We start from the raw sequence: 15,310 nt of genomic DNA on the forward strand, positions 1-15,310 counted from the left end.
TATCTTTGAACTTCTGTTTTGAGTAATATTTATGAATCAAAGATATCCTTCCGTACTGCTGGAAAATGCGGTGAATGAATTTGCCCGGCTACCGGGTATAGGCCGTAAAACGGCCCTGCGTCTTATCCTCCACCTGTTAAGGCAGGATGATACGCTGGTAGATAGTTTTGCTCAGTCGCTGATAGCCCTGAAGCATGAAGTGAAATACTGCAAGGTATGCCATAATATAAGCGATGCGGAGGTATGTCCCATCTGCCTGGACAAATCACGGGATTCATCAACTATCTGTGTGGTGGAAAACATAAAGGAAGTAATGGCTATTGAAAATACGATGCAGTTTAAAGGGCAGTATCATGTACTAGGCGGTATTATTTCCCCCATAGACGGTATAGGACCTGCCGACCTTGAGATCGAAAGTCTCGTAAAGCGTGTGTCACACGGAAGTATCAACGAGATAATCCTTGCGTTGAGTACTACAATGGAGGGTGATACTACCAACTTTTATATTTATAAGAAACTTGCGCCATACGACGTAAAAGTATCTATGATTGCCAGAGGCATTTCGATCGGTGACGAAATAGAATATGCGGACGAAGTCACACTGGGACGTTCGATTCTGAACCGGACCCTATTCAACGAATCTTACAGGATGTGAAAGTGAAGATTAAAAAGTGAGAAGTGAAGAATTTCCTATAACCCATAACCGCAATTTATTCTTATATTTGTATCATGCTTAACAACAATACATTGAAACTCGTAACAAATCAAATATGGTAATCGCAGTAGATTTTGACGGAACGATAGTGGAACATGAATATCCTAAAATAGGGAAGGCAATACCGTTTGCCATCGAGACATTGCTCCAATTGCAAAAAGAAGGGCATATCCTTCTTATGTGGACAGTGCGCGACGGTGATATGCTTCAGGAAGCAGTAAGCTATTGTGAAAAAAAGGGGCTGAAGTTCTACGCTGCGAACAAGAATCATCCGGACGAAGATGTGACCACCTCATCCCGAAAGCTGAATGCCGATATGTTTATCGACGACCGCAATCTGGGCGGGTTACCCGACTGGGGGGTCATCTATCATGCGATAAAGGCTATGGAAAGAGGGGAAACTTCGTTTGAAAGAATAATGATGTCATCAGGCGAAAACCAACGCATCCGCCGCAGGAAGAAGAACTTCTTTATCCGTCTGGGGGAAATGTTTGAAAACAACAGGTACTGAAAATAATGATGAGTTGTAAGTTATGGGTTACGAATTGACCGGCATAACTTGCAACTTATAATACATCGTTCATAACTCATAATTAAGAATCATGGTGCTGAAAAATTCATATATATCGTTAAGAGCTGTAGAACCAGAAGATCTGGACCAGCTCTATGGCTGGGAAAATTCCACCGCATTGTGGGTTCACGGTAATACTCTTGCTCCGTATTCAAAGCTGATACTGCGCCAGTATATCAATGACGCCCTGGAAATGGATATTTTTCAGAGTAAGCAATTGCGCTTGATGATAGACCTTACGGATGAGAAAGTAACCATAGGAACAATCGACCTGTATGAAATAGACGCGCACAACCGCCGGGCCGGTATCGGAATACTGATAGACGAGGCTTTCCGGCAGAAAGGGTACGCTTCACAGGCTTTAAGCCTGATGGGCGATTACGCTTTCAACTTCCTGTATCTTCATCAGTTGTATGCATACATATCCGTTAGCAATACAAACAGTATCAGGCTTTTCGAAAAAGCGGGGTATAAAGAAGTCGGCATATTTAAAGACTGGATACAGAGAGTAGATAAGTTTGAAGATGTGCAATTATCTCAATTGGTTAACAATAAGTAATTCAAATAATTACAATGAATGAAGATATAAAGAATGCCTTCGATGTACTGGTTGCAGGAGGTCTTATCCTTTACCCAACCGATACTATATGGGGAATTGGCTGCGATGCAACTAATGAAGAGGCTGTGCGAAAAGTATATGAGCTAAAAAAGCGTACTGATAGTAAAGCTTTGATTACATTGCTGGATAATCCGGTTAAGCTGGATTTCTATATTGACGGAGTACCCGAAATAGCCTGGGATCTTATCGAACTGGCTGATAAGCCTCTTACCATAATATATGATAATGCGCGTAATGTGGCGCCCAACCTGATAGCGGAAGACGGCAGCCTTGCTATCCGCATTACCAAAGAGAACTTTTCGCAGGAACTTTGTAAACGTTTTCGCAAAGCGTTGGTATCTACATCCGCCAATATCAGTGGGGAGCCCTCTCCGGCGAACTTCGGCGAGATTAGCGATGAAATCAAAAACGGTGTGGATTATATTGTCCGATACAGGCAGGACGATATCTCCAGATCGAAGGCCTCGAGCATAATTAAGCTGGGTAAATCGGGTGAAGTAAAAATAATCAGGGAATGACGGGTATACACGAAGATGAATTATTAGAAAGCGTATCCTACAGCGATGGCATAAGCAAAGAAACATTCGACCAGTGTATATTCTCGAAATGTGATTTTTCCAATGCCAAAATTACAGGTTGCAGCTTTACGGACTGTACTTTTACCTTTTGTAACTTTTCAATGGCTGATCTGGCCCAATCTACACTAAATAATGTGGAGTTTAGTAATTGTAAAATATTAGGCGTGAAATTCAACCACTGCCACGACTTTATATTTCAGGTTGGCTTTGATAAATGCATACTGGACTACAGCTCATTCGAGAAACGAAAAATGATTAAAACAAGCTTCAAAGATTCCTCGTTAAAAGGTGTGGACTTCGCCGGTGCAGATCTCAAACAATCGAAATTTATCAACTGCGACCTGAACGAAGCCATATTCTACGATTCCAATATTCAAGAGGTAAATTTTACTACCGCCTTTAATTATACAATAGACCTTAGTCAAAACCAAATGAAAAAAGCCCGCTTTTCGAAAGACGGATTAGCCGGATTACTCAGACAGTTTGATATTGTAATTGAATAGCAGCAGGCAGAAGAACAATATTATTTTTTTGTAAAAGTTTATATATAGTAGACTGATAGCTTGCAGCAGTTAACAGTATTCTCACACAGAGACGCCAGGGCGCAAAGTCTGATTCATTCTATAATTTACATTTATTAACTGTATTTGGTTAAAACCTGACATATCTGACATATTTTTTACTGTTTACATAGTATTTAATTTACATATATTGACTATATATAGTTAAAAAGTAACAAAGGTAACACTTATTTCAGTTAACAGTTAACAGTAAACAGTAAACAGTAAACAGTTAACAACTCGTATCTTGTCTACTCGTATCTTGTAACTGCCCAAAGGGCGCAGAAATAACATTCGCCGAAGCGAAGGCGAGGCAAACTCGTAACTATATCCAAAAAGTTACAAAAGTTACACTTTTCCCACTATTTTTTATCTGTTACTTTTTTCCCTCTCTGTAAGTCCCCCTTGGGGAAACAACGTTCGGCGGAGCCAATTTAGGGGGCTTCTTCAATACTTCAAAGAGCTATCAGCTAACAGCTAATGGCTATCGGCTTAATATATAGATAAACTTCTTCAAAAAGATTAAATTGACGGCGTTCACCCTGACGCGGATGAAACCATGAAGAACCCCGTTTCTTACCGCATGGATTCAGGTTTTTTGCCTGATAAAAATTTCTGACAAATCGTCATATTTCATATTTTCCCTCAAAAAAATACCACTTTGGCACAGCATTTGAATAACAGATTGTGTCGCTGTAAAGCGTAAAGATGATCAATCAGAATGAATAAACAAATAAATATAAAAAAATTAAAATGGGAAAAATAATTGGAATTGACTTAGGTACCACAAACTCTTGTGTTGCCGTGTTGGAAGGTAACGAACCTATCGTTATCGCTAACAACGAAGGTAAAAGAACAACGCCTTCCGTTGTGGCATTTATTGAAGGAAACGAGCGTAAAGTGGGAGACCCTGCTAAACGTCAGGCTATCACAAACCCTGAAAAAACAATATACTCCATAAAGAGATTTATGGGAGAAACCTGGGATCAGGTTCAGACGGAAGTTACACGTGTACCTTACAAAGTAGTTAAGGGAGACAACAATACTCCACGTGTAGACATCGACGGACGCCTGTACACTCCGCAGGAAATTTCGGCCATGATTCTTCAGAAAATGAAGAAAACAGCAGAAGACTATCTCGGACAGGAAGTAACAGATGCTGTTATCACCGTACCTGCATATTTCAGCGATTCGCAACGTCAGGCTACAAAAGAAGCCGGAGAAATTGCAGGACTTAAAGTACAACGTATCGTTAATGAACCTACTGCCGCAGCCCTTGCTTACGGTCTTGACAAGGCTCATAAAGATATGAAAATAGCCGTTTTCGACCTTGGTGGCGGTACATTCGATATTTCTATCCTCGAACTGGGCGATGGTGTATTCGAAGTGAAATCGACTAACGGAGATACTCACCTCGGTGGTGATGACTTCGACCAGGTAATCATCAACTGGCTGGCGGAAGAATTCCTGAAAGACGAAGGACTCGACCTACGTAAGGACCCGATGGCCCTTCAACGCCTGAAAGAAGCTGCTGAAAAAGCAAAAATCGAACTTTCGAGCACAACATCCACTGAGATCAACTTACCATATATAATGCCGGTGAATGGTATTCCAAAACACTTGGTAAAAACATTGACACGAGCCAAATTCGAACAGCTGGCCGATACCCTGATACGCAAATGTATCGATCCTTGCCGTCAGGCATTGAGCGACGCAGGCTATTCAGCGTCCGATGTAGATGAAGTTATCCTTGTAGGGGGGTCTACCCGTATCCCTGCCGTACAGGCCGAAGTTGAAAAGTTCTTTGGTAAAACTCCGTCTAAGGGTGTAAATCCTGACGAAGTGGTTGCCGTAGGAGCTGCTATACAAGGAGGTGTACTGACAGGTGAAGTGAAAGACGTGTTATTGCTGGATGTAACCCCGCTTTCTTTAGGTATTGAAACGATGGGTGGTGTGATGACAAAATTAATAGAGTCTAACACGACCATCCCGACCAAGAAGAGTGAAACATTCTCTACCGCGGCCGACAATCAGCCTTCAGTACAGATAAATGTACTACAGGGAGAACGTCCGCTGGCCAGGGATAACAAACAAATCGGCGTATTCAATCTGGATGGCATTATGCCTGCACGTCGTGGCGAACCTCAGATAGAAGTGACATTCGATATCGATGCCAATGGTATCCTGAGTGTATCGGCAAAAGACAAAGCTACCGGAAAAGAACAGTCGATCCGTATCGAAGCTTCATCAGGACTTAGCGACGCTGAAATCCAGAAGATGAAAGACGAAGCTGCCGCTAATGCGGAATCTGATAAGAAAGAAAAGGAAAAGATAGACAAGCTGAATCAGGCGGATTCTATGATTTTCCAAACAGAGAAGCAACTGAGTGAACTTGGTGATAAAATTCCTGCTGACAAGAAAGCCCCTATCGAAGGAGCCTTGACCAAGTTAAGAGATGCTCACAAGGCTCAGGATCTGGCAGGTATAGATACTGCAATGAATGAACTGAACACATTGTTCCAGAATCTAAGTCAGGAAATGTACAATCAGGCCGGGGCAAATCCGGGCCAACAAGCCGGAGGCAATGCTGGAGAGCAGCCGAAAAACGGTGATAATGATGTAACTGATGTGGATTTTGAGGAAGTGAAGTAATAACGATTATTATCAATAATCAAATAGAGTGAAATAGCGGTAAATTATTGATTTACCGCTATTTCTATTTTAAATAATTATTGTTTATAATGCTTGTATGTTGTTTATTTATCGTATATTTGTACCAGATTTGTATCGCGCCTTATTTGATTGGAATGTGCGCCTAATACAGTCTTGTAGATTCTTATTAGTACTTATTAAGTATGTAAAACGAGATAAAAAACGATATATGGGAGTTAGTAAACTGAAATTACCAAAAGTATGCGAGCATTGCGGAAAAACCTTTGAAGCGAAAACCATCAATACTCGTTTTTGTAGTGATGCTTGTAACAATGCCTCACTTCGAATGCGGAAGAAAGAGGCATTGGAAGCAGAACGTAAGCAACAAATTTTACAAGAGAGTGCTGCTGCCATTGCCACCATCCAAACACGCCCTTACATTTCCATTGCAGAGGCTGTTGTATTGTTTGGCATTTCAAAAGACACCATTCGCCGATTGATAAAAGCGGGCAAAATCCCTGCTGTTAATTTGGGCGAACGCCTTACAAGGGTAAGCCGAACACATATCGAAGCAATGTTTACAGCCGTTGCTATGCCGGAAGAAAAGCCACAGAAACAGCAGCCTGTCAAATTGCAATATGAGCCAAGCGAATGTTATACGATAAACGAAATTTCCGAAAAGTACGGTGTTTCATTATCAACCGTTAGCGGTACCATTCGCCGAAACAGCATACCGAAAAGGCAGGTAGGCAAATTCGTTTATGTACCCAAAGAACAAGTAGATAAAATATTCGCAAGAAAATGAAAGAGTTATCGAACACCAAAGTAACTGTAAGGCTTCGCAAAGTCGAAGACCGCAAAGAGTGGTATCTCTATATTGAGAGCTACCCTGTCTTTGTGGCGGGGAAGAAACAACCACAGCGCATCCGTGAGTACCTTAACCGTACTGTTACGACTATGGAATGGGACAAAACCCGCACTGCTCGCACCGAAGCCGATGGAAGTGTAAGCTATAAACCCAAACGCAATGATAATGGTTTGATTATTTGTCGAAGTGAAATCGACCAAGAAAGCATCCTTTATGCCGATGGCGTTCGCAAACTCCGCCAACGTGAATATGATAATGCCGATTTATACAGCGATACAGAAACCGCACAAGCCGAGCAAAAAGAAAAATTGCAACAAAATTTCATTGAATATTTTGATGTGGCGGCAAAGAAACGCCACGCCAATAGTTCCGAATCAATCCGCACAAATTGGAAACGTACCCTTGAATTGATGAAACTATTTGCCGGCGAATATTTGCCATTCTCAAAGATAGACAACCGTTTGGCAGAAGATTTCAGAATGTTTATGTTATCAGCCCCTTGCGGTGGAAACAGGAGTGGCACAGTTTCAAGAAACACTGCTGCAACCTACTTTTCCATTTTCAAAGCAGGATTAAAGCAGGCGTTTGTCGATGGGTATTTAACAGTAGATTTGTCCGCAAAAATCAAAGGCATACAGGAACAGGAAACCCGCCGAGAGTTCCTGACAGTCGAAGAACTGAATATCCTTGCCGCCACGCCTTGCGAGCAGGACACAATGAAACGTGCCGCCTTGTTTTCGGCTCTTACCGGTTTGCGCCACTGTGATATTCAAAAAATGAAGTGGAAAGAAATACAGATTGATGGCGACCAAGCCCGCCTCAATTTTACCCAACAGAAAACCAAAGGAGTGGAATACATGCCCATTTCCGCACAGGCATTGCAACTTTGCGGAGAGCCACGCAAACTCGACCAACTCGTTTTTGAAGATTTACCCGACCCCTCGTGGATTTCCAAGCCATTGGAAAGGTGGATAAAAGCCGCAGGAATTACCAAGAGAATCACGTTCCATTGTTTTCGGCATACATTCGCAACCCTGCAACTTTCCAATGGAACAGACATTTACACCGTAAGCAAGATGTTAGGGCATACCAATGTAAAGACCACCCAGATTTACGCTAAAGTGGTGGACGAAAAGAAAAACAAGGCGGCACAAGCGATACAGTTGAACACCATTAATAACACAAAGGAATGAAACAAAATAGTCTTTTGCAGTACATTGTTCTATACATGATTGTAGCTTGTGTTGCTTTGGCTATTGCTACATTGGCTCGTGTCTTTACCGTTTCAATCGGCTTTGATAGCTTTACCGCCTTTATGGTTTTTATTGTGGTGTTGGCTATTCAGGTGGTAGTTTATTTGAGTATTCATGTGGTACTACAAAACACGATGTTGCCGTGGATTGGGGAATGGCTATCCAAAATACCTTACTTCCGAAAGAAGATTGAAAGCCGACAAGTTCCTATGATTGCGAAAGAAACACTTCTTGATGCACCGGAACAGCCATCTTTAGAAGATATTCGGAACAAGCAACTACAAAACAAAACTAAGGAACAGAGAGACAGACTGAATATAGCTCTAAACTATACTCGAAAATCTTTTGCTCTCTATCTATCAAATGAACATCTTGATGTGCTTTGCCGGAACTTACAGGCATATATCAACGAATTGGATGTAAAAGAATTGCAGCCTGTTAAAATCAAAGAACTAACTGCCATTGACATCCGCCACTTTGGTTGGAATATTTGGAACTATTCAAAACCAAGAAATCAGATGGATATTGCCCATTTTCTGAAAATCGTATTCCCCGATGTTTTCAAGGAAACGGAAGTTGATAGTATCAAACGGCATTTGAAAGATGATGAATTAAAGGGGGCGATTAAGATACAGGAAAACATTGATTGAGCTAAGAATCAGATATAAATGTGCATGTCTTTGTGAATGAAACGAAAATTGTGGATACAAAACAGTATAAAAAGAATAATGGAAACGACGAATTTTAACAACAAAGAGCCGAAAGAAATTCTATCTATTTTAGGTGGATTATTTGACTCTTCCTTAGAAGCAAGGAACTTGGACAGATTGCAGGAATCTATTAAAATTGCTAATGCTATAAATACAGAGGGGTTTGACAATAATTCATTAGCAATTTTAAATTATTTTTTAGGGAATGCTTGGTCTTATGTTTTCAAAATCAAAAATCCAATTCCAGATTTTGGTTTTGAGGATGAAGAAATTGAAAAAGAAATACTTTATTATAGAAAAGCACTTGAACTAATAAAAGACTGTGAAGATGACTTTATTACCTGTCAAATTCTAACAAATCTTGGAAATTTATTTAGTCATATTGGAAGAATTGTTGAAGCGCAAGAGTATTTCAATTTATGCCTGAGTATTAATGATAAGTTTGGTATGGCAATAGGAAATAGAGGTTTTGGGTTATTTCATTATGCACGAGTTATTTTTGAACCTGTACATCAATTTATTTTTTTACAATATGCAAGAAAATATTTATTGGAATCATTAAACTGTTCGGATGTCTATAAAGAAGCCAAACAAGATTTTTATTCTAAGGCAAAATATATTGAAACAGCTTATTCAATAAATGACTTAAATGATTTTAAAACATACAAAAACTATTACAAAGACTTAAAGCAAGAGGAAATTGATTATAGAAACTGGTGTGCAGAACATAAACTTTTTATAAACCCTTTAAATGATATTTTTACAGATAGTGTTGTCGCAAATGATTGTTTATTCATGCCTTCAATGGTTTTGAATGCTTCCGAAAAACCAATCTATCAAACAATATATAATCAAGTTAAACAAGAGTATGTCAGTGCACGTTTTCTTTTTTATGAATCTCTTTTTTATAATAATACTCATTTTTCGGATAAAGACGTAACCTTGATGGACACGCTTGATTATTCTGCATATTCATTGACTGCTGAAAAGACTAAAATAGCATTTCGAGTATGCTACTCTCTATTTGATAAAATAGCTTATTGCCTGAATTTGTATTTCAAGTTAGAAAATAAGCCAGATAAAGTAACATTTAAAAATGTTTGGTACAAAAATCTACGAAAGAATCAAGGCCTAAATCAATTATTATCTCAGACAGGAAATTGGGCATTAAGAGGGCTATATTGGTTGAGTAAAGACTTGTATGAAGAAGATTTTGGAACAACGATTGAGCCACAAGCAAAAGAAATTGCAAAAATAAGAAATTATATAGAGCATAAGTCTTTTAAAATCGTAGAAAGTTTTAATTGTAACTACACAGAAGAAACTGAGACATACGAAATTGATAGAGATATGTTTATAGAAAAAACGCTTAAGGTTATAAAATTGAGCCGTTCAGCATTAATGTATTTGGCGTATGTGTTTTATGAAGAAGAAAGTAATAGGGAGCAGTTTAGAGATAGGACAACAATAATGCCTGTTGAATTTATTAATTTGAAAGATGAATATAAAACATAGGGACTCTTGCACCTATCAATCAATATTCCAAAACGTTAGCAAAATAAAATATTGCTCTCAAAGACCAATAATAACCACAAAATATTACCATTTTCAGTGTTTTCAAAGTGTTTCTTTCGTGTATTGAAACACAGCGAAAACACTTTTTTCATTTGCACCATAACAATTAAAAACGATAAGTTATGGATACAAATGAAATTTCTTTTGAAAATCTACCAAAGGCGGTCGCCTATTTGGTCAATGAAGTGGCTGAAATCAAATGTTTAGTCGAAAAAGGGCAAATGTCCACTGTTCTCCAAAAGCGTGTTCCAATAAATATTGAAGAAGCTTGCCGGATTATTGGCAAAGCCAAGCCAACCATTTACACGCTTGTCCGCAAACGCTTGCTTCCCTGTTATAAAAACGGCAAGAAGCTCTATTTCTTTGAAGATGAACTGTTGGAATGGATTTCCAAAGGCAAAAAGAAAACCTTGGCAGAAATCAACGATGAGGTTGAAGCCACCTATCGAACTAAATCTAAAATGCCAAAAACAGGCGGAAGGAAATAGGCTATGGAAAAAGAAAATCAACAACAGCCATTGTCCTTGCCCGAAATTTGGCAGACCACGAGCCTGCGGATTACCGATGAATTTCCGTCCCCGCCTATCGTGCTTCGTGTTGATGATTCCATTATCGGCACTTTAGGCAATTTCAGCGCATCCACAGGAAAAGCGAAAAGCAAGAAAACTTTCAATATCTGCGCTATTGTTGCTTCTGCATTGAGTAACGGCACGGTTTTGAATTACCGAGCCTCATTGCCTGAAAGCAAAAGGAAAATCATTTACATTGACACCGAACAAAGCAAATTCCATTGCAAAAGAGTATTGAAGCGTATTTTGGCATTGGCTGAAATTCCAGATAACGAACATCCCGAAAACCTGAAATTTCACTGTTTGCGTAGATTAACGCCTCAAATGCGCCTGTCCGTCATCGAGAATGCAATTTACAATACCGAAAATTTGGGTTTGGTTGTAATTGACGGCATTAGAGATTTGGCTTACGACATCAACAGTCCGAGCGAATCAACCAATCTGATTACAAAATTGATGCAATGGACGGATGAAAGGCAAATCCATATCCATACGGTTTTACACCTGAACAAAGGCAATGATAATACGCGCGGACATTTGGGTACGGAACTCAACAACAAAGCCGAAACCGTTTTGCAGATTACGAAAGACGAATTTGACAAAGACATTAGTTCCGTTACGGCTATGTTCATCCGCGACCGCGATTTTGAGCCGTTTGCGTTCAGGATAAATGAAAACAGTTTGCCCGAATTGATAGAAGATTATCAACCTAAAAAATCGGAAAAGAAACAAACATTTGATTATCGGGAAGTTTCGGAAGAAAAGCACCGCGAGGCATTGGAACAGGTTTTCTCAATCGGCGAAAGTTTGTCATACAGCACTTTGATAGAACGTTTGAAAAAGTGCTATTCCTCTGTTTGTTGCGAGTTTGGAAATACAAAAGCAAAGCAGTTGAAACAATTCCTTTGCAACAAGCGAATGATTGTGCAGGGAATGGACAAACTTTACCGCTACAATCCCGATTTCTACTACTGAAAATCAGTTCGGTTCAAGTTGGGTATATATATAATAACCTAAACTGAACTGCTAAAACTTTTGCCTTTGAAAAAAGAAAAGTGATTAATCAACTAAAATTCAACAATATGAACGCAGCACAAGCAAAAACGATTAAAATTGCAGAATATCTGCAAAGTTTGGGATACAGTCCCGCAAAAATTCAGGGGTGCAACTATTGGTATTGTTCGCCATACAGGGAAGAACGGACGGCATCGTTCAAAGTGGATACCAATAAAAATACTTGGCATGACTTCGGAACAGGTGAAGGTGGGGATATAATCGACCTTGCACAAAAGATTGGAAATTGCTCTGTCGAAACGGCTTTATGCAACCTTGCCAATATTCAACCCAATTTTTCTTTTTTCCAAAGCAAAAATATTTTGCAGGATAATCCAACAACCATCATTACAGATATTCGTCCAATAGCCCACCCTAAACTAATCGAATGGGTAAAAGAACGTAGAATTGATTTGCATTTGGCAAACCTGTATTGTCGAGAAATCCACTATCAAAACCAAAGTGGACAATTCTTTTCCGTTGGGTTCAGGAATGATAAAGGCGGATATGAATTGAACAGCCCTCCAAGTTTCAAAAGTTGTATTTCGCCGAAAGAAATAACAACTTTTCAAAACGGGAAAGACAGTTGTCTGGTTTTCGAGGGGTTTTGGGATTTTCTTTCGTACCTCACAATTCAGAAAATCGAACGAACAAAGCACGATGTCGCCGTTCTCAATTCCACAGCAAACACTGAAAAGGCGATGAATTTTCTAAAAACTCACAGGGAGATTTACACCTATCTGGATAACGATGATGCAGGAAGAAAGGCGACAGAGTTAATCAAGTCAGCAAACTTGACTGTGTATAATCGCTCAACACAGTTTGCAGGATATAAAGACTTGAACGACTATTTGCGTGGGAAAAAACAGCTTCTCAAAAAGCAGGTTCGTAAAGGATTCAAACTTTAGACGGCTTGCCGCAGGGATGGAAAATCCAGTGAGCGTTGCCCCCTCGTGCCAAATCTAAATTGACCCCTGAAAAAACTTTATGATTACCCCTAAATTATCCTGGTCGACGGGGTCATTTTTATTTTAGATTTACTTGTTTTTGTCTACCTTCATTTTTCTCACACTCTCACCGGTAAGTTCTATCTGATGCGCCGAGTGGACGATGCGGTCAAGAATGGCATCAGCGACTGTTGGTTCTCCTATTGCATCATACCAGTTGGCAACCGGTAATTGTGAGGTCACAATGATAGATTTGCGCTCATGACGATCTTCGATGATGTCAAGCAATATTGAACGTTCTTTAGCGTCAAGAGGAACAAGAAAGAGATCATCAAGTATAAGTAACTGACATCGTTCTATTTTCTTGAGTTCGGCCTCGAAGATCCCCTTTGTCTTTGCAACTTTTAGCGCTCCCATAAGTTTGGATGCATTGGCATAGTTAGTTCGTATTCCGTTCTTACACGCCTGATACCCAATGGCTGTTGCAATATAACTTTTGCCGGTTCCGGATGAACCGGTAATGAACAGATTCTTTCCTTGACGGATAAAGTCAAGCGACGAGAGCCGTTCTATATGGTTGCGGTCGAGACTTCGATTGATGGTATAGTCTATATTCTCAAGATAAGCCTTGTATCGAAAGCCGGCCCCTCGAATCAGGCGTTGTATGGAGGCATCCGAACGATAGTCCCATTCACGAGCCAATAGTAATGAGAGGAAGCCGTCAGCAGTCATAGACTCGGCAACGGTGGACTGCAGGCTTTCCTTAAAGGCGGCAGCCATACCATGCAGCTTCATACGGTTCATCAGATCCAGAGAAATGATATTTTGGTCTTTCTCCTGAGTAACGGGTGCGGTTTTATTATTTGTTTCCATTGTTGTTGTTAGTTTTTGTTGTTGATTTTGAGAAGTATTCACGTCCACGGATGTTCTTGTGGTGCGGAAGTGATAAGTTGGTGTCCGAGTCCTGATCAGCCTGTGGCAGAAAGTCTGCATCATCGCCCCGGTTCAGGATACCGATAACATCTTGATATCCGTAAACGCGCATCAATGAAGCACAGGCGCATGCCGCCACAAGCCTGTCCTGTCCGAAGGTCTTTTCCAAGGCTAGGATACCTCTGCATGAGCGGAAGGCCTGAGGCATATATTTCTTCTGCGATGCTACATCCTTGAGATAAAGCAAGACGATATTATCTATCTGAGTAGCTCGTTCAAAAACCTCGTCCAGATCCTTTTCGTAGCTACCATGCCTACCGGGAAGATTGTGTGCCTCCTTCCGAGTGTAGCCATAGGGAGTGTCATCACGCTGGTGGGTTGTTACCAGCCGCAGGCCATAGAAGATATCGAGAGTATCAGCATCGTAAACAATATCGACACGCTTGCCTACATATTCCTTTGGCACGCTGTAATGATGCTTCTTGAGAGTTACATAGCTATTACGCATCACGGTCACAGATTTGCGTTCCTTCATCTGATACCGCACAGAGGGTAAAGTTCGTAGATAGTCTTTTTCTACCTCTTCAAACAACTGCCTGCGAGACTGATTGCGTCCGGTAAGTTTTCTCTCGTTGAAACGACTTAGAGATTGGATAATGCAGGCATTGAGTGATTCCAAATCATGGAACATCAGACCTTCGAGATCGGTATAAACAGACTTGTACATCAGTTTTACAGCGTTCTCTACAAGGGCTTTGTCTTTTGGGTGCCTGACACGTGCCGGATATACACTACAACCATAATGCTCGGCAAAAGCGGCAAAGTCTTCGTTAATAACCGGCTCATTGCGATTGCTCCGAGTTACCGCCGACTTCAAATTGTCAGGGACGATTGCAAAGGGCACACCCTCATAGAAGTGTAGTGCATTCTCACATGCTTTTATAAGGTCTTCTTTCTTCTGCGACCAGACTGCCTCACAGTAGGTATAGTGGCTACAAGGAAGGATGGCTACAAAAACTTCAACGGATCTGACTTCGCCTGTTTGCTCATCAACAACCTCTAGACGGTCGCCCGCAAAATCAATATACAGCTGGTCTGCGGCGTAATGCTCAACGTGACCCACCGGACGTGATACAAGCCGATAACGTTGTATGTACGCGCCGAAACTTGCATGACGGAATCCACCCGGATGCTCTCGCCGGTACTCTTCATACAAAGATTTTACTGTCACTCCTTTGCGTGTAAGTCTTGCGGCATACTCAGGTAAGAGCGCCTCCAGTTCCAACTGACGCACTGAAGGGGTACGTTCCCTCTCACCGCTGCTTCCAAACATCTCCTCAAGGCGCTTCGCCGGCATGGACTGAAGCTGCTCCATTGGCATACCACTCTCTTGAAACAAACGCACATACTTGCGCACTGTGTTACGGGATAGCTCAAAGGTCGCGCTGATACCTTTTATACCCATCCCCATTGCATAGCAATGAAGAATGTTTGCTAATTTTGTTGTCATAGTAATTTTAGTTTTAACCCATCGACCAGGAGGGTAAATCTAAATTACATAAAAATCCCCTGTTGGTTTATATTCCGACAGGGGACATTTTTATTTTGGCGAAAAGGGTCAAACATATTTTGGTACATGGGGTCAATTTAGACTGGCACGAGGGGGCAACGCTCACTGGATTTTCCAGCTGTTTCAACGCCTGCGAA

General features: G+C 40.7%; 15 protein-coding genes. 13 read left to right on the forward strand and 2 right to left on the reverse strand.

The features are described from left to right. Nucleotides 1-31: 31 nt before the first annotated feature. The 13 genes from recR (at nt 32) to ACYQ3L_RS14040 (ending at nt 12,631) form a co-directional block, all read left to right on the forward strand. Nucleotides 32-655 (forward strand): recombination mediator RecR, encoded by a 624-nt coding sequence (gene recR, locus ACYQ3L_RS13980; protein ID WP_379994029.1) that lies wholly within the window; start codon nt 32-34, stop codon nt 653-655. 115 nt (nt 656-770) lie between these two features. Continuing rightward, on the forward strand, nt 771-1,226 hold the full coding sequence (locus ACYQ3L_RS13985; RefSeq protein ID WP_379994031.1) for a BT0820 family HAD-type phosphatase: 456 nt from the start codon (nt 771-773) through the stop codon (nt 1,224-1,226). A 91-nt stretch (nt 1,227-1,317) separates the two neighbouring features. Continuing rightward, nucleotides 1,318-1,845, forward strand: a complete 528-nt coding sequence (locus ACYQ3L_RS13990) for a GNAT family N-acetyltransferase (protein ID WP_379994032.1) — start codon at nt 1,318-1,320, stop codon at nt 1,843-1,845. A gap of 14 nt (nt 1,846-1,859) precedes the next feature. Beyond that, on the forward strand, nt 1,860-2,423 hold the full coding sequence (locus tag ACYQ3L_RS13995) for an L-threonylcarbamoyladenylate synthase (protein WP_379994034.1): 564 nt from the start codon (nt 1,860-1,862) through the stop codon (nt 2,421-2,423). After that, the gene (locus ACYQ3L_RS14000) at nt 2,420-2,986 is read left to right on the forward strand and encodes a pentapeptide repeat-containing protein (RefSeq protein ID WP_379994035.1); all 567 of its coding nucleotides are present in this window, start codon (nt 2,420-2,422) and stop codon (nt 2,984-2,986) included. The genes ACYQ3L_RS13995 and ACYQ3L_RS14000 overlap by 4 nt, the downstream gene beginning before the upstream one ends. Nucleotides 2,987-3,796: 810 nt before the next feature. Continuing rightward, complete coding sequence (gene dnaK / locus ACYQ3L_RS14005) at nt 3,797-5,695, forward strand: molecular chaperone DnaK (protein ID WP_379994036.1); 1,899 nt, start codon at nt 3,797-3,799, stop codon at nt 5,693-5,695. Nucleotides 5,696-5,924: 229 nt separating this feature from the next. Then, the gene (locus ACYQ3L_RS14010; RefSeq protein ID WP_379994037.1) at nt 5,925-6,500 is read left to right on the forward strand and encodes a helix-turn-helix domain-containing protein; all 576 of its coding nucleotides are present in this window, start codon (nt 5,925-5,927) and stop codon (nt 6,498-6,500) included. Next, nucleotides 6,497-7,756, forward strand: a complete 1,260-nt coding sequence (locus ACYQ3L_RS14015; protein ID WP_379994038.1) for a site-specific integrase — start codon at nt 6,497-6,499, stop codon at nt 7,754-7,756. Before ACYQ3L_RS14010 ends, ACYQ3L_RS14015 begins: the two co-directional genes overlap by 4 nt. Beyond that, nucleotides 7,753-8,466, forward strand: coding sequence for a hypothetical protein (locus tag ACYQ3L_RS14020; protein ID WP_379994039.1), 714 nt, complete (start codon nt 7,753-7,755; stop codon nt 8,464-8,466). The genes ACYQ3L_RS14015 and ACYQ3L_RS14020 overlap by 4 nt, the downstream gene beginning before the upstream one ends. A gap of 78 nt (nt 8,467-8,544) precedes the next feature. Then, nucleotides 8,545-10,041, forward strand: a complete 1,497-nt coding sequence (locus ACYQ3L_RS14025; protein WP_379994040.1) for an LA2681 family HEPN domain-containing protein — start codon at nt 8,545-8,547, stop codon at nt 10,039-10,041. 182 nt (nt 10,042-10,223) lie between these two features. Further along, nucleotides 10,224-10,589, forward strand: coding sequence for a helix-turn-helix domain-containing protein (locus ACYQ3L_RS14030; protein ID WP_379994041.1), 366 nt, complete (start codon nt 10,224-10,226; stop codon nt 10,587-10,589). Between the two features lie 3 nt (nt 10,590-10,592). After that, complete coding sequence (locus tag ACYQ3L_RS14035; RefSeq protein WP_379994042.1) at nt 10,593-11,645, forward strand: AAA family ATPase; 1,053 nt, start codon at nt 10,593-10,595, stop codon at nt 11,643-11,645. Between the two features lie 107 nt (nt 11,646-11,752). Next, nucleotides 11,753-12,631 carry a toprim domain-containing protein gene (locus tag ACYQ3L_RS14040; protein WP_379994043.1) on the forward strand — a complete coding sequence of 293 codons (879 nt, stop codon included), beginning with the start codon at nt 11,753-11,755 and terminating at the stop codon, nt 12,629-12,631. 129 nt (nt 12,632-12,760) lie between these two features. Here the strand turns inward: ACYQ3L_RS14040 and istB are convergent, their stop codons facing one another. Both istB and istA read right to left on the reverse strand, forming a co-directional pair. After that, complete coding sequence (gene istB / locus ACYQ3L_RS14045) at nt 12,761-13,543, reverse strand: IS21-like element helper ATPase IstB (protein ID WP_459952321.1); 783 nt, start codon at nt 13,541-13,543, stop codon at nt 12,761-12,763. Beyond that, on the reverse strand, nt 13,530-15,113 hold the full coding sequence (gene istA, locus ACYQ3L_RS14050) for an IS21 family transposase (RefSeq protein WP_380002093.1): 1,584 nt from the start codon (nt 15,111-15,113) through the stop codon (nt 13,530-13,532). Before istA ends, istB begins: the two co-directional genes overlap by 14 nt. Nucleotides 15,114-15,310: the final 197 nt, after the last annotated feature.

It is taken from the genome of Dysgonomonas termitidis, assembly GCF_054657735.1.